Raw genomic sequence first — 275 nt, forward strand, 5'->3', positions numbered from 1 at the left:
ATCTTACGCCGACCAAAGGACGTCAAGCGGCTGATCAATTTGTGCGAGATATTAAAGCACAACACCCGAGTGCACGACATCACTGCTGGGCATTTGTTGCCGGTAGACCGAGTGATGGGCAGCAATATGGCTTTAGTGATGACGGTGAACCGTCTGGTACTGCAGGTAAACCGATATTAAATTGTTTACTTGGTTGTAATGTTGGTGAGATGACTGCTGTTGTCGTGCGTTATTATGGCGGTATTAAATTGGGTACAGGTGGATTAGTTCGTGCA

1 protein-coding gene is annotated in these 275 nt (G+C 46.5%); it reads left to right on the forward strand.

Annotated features, from left to right (window positions below):
* On the forward strand, positions 1 to 275 hold a 275-nt coding region (locus MTCD1_RS19140), incomplete at both ends, for a YigZ family protein (protein WP_200818668.1).

Source organism: Colwellia marinimaniae (assembly GCF_002207865.1).
GTDB classification, from domain to species: Bacteria; Pseudomonadota; Gammaproteobacteria; order Enterobacterales; family Alteromonadaceae; genus Colwellia; species Colwellia marinimaniae.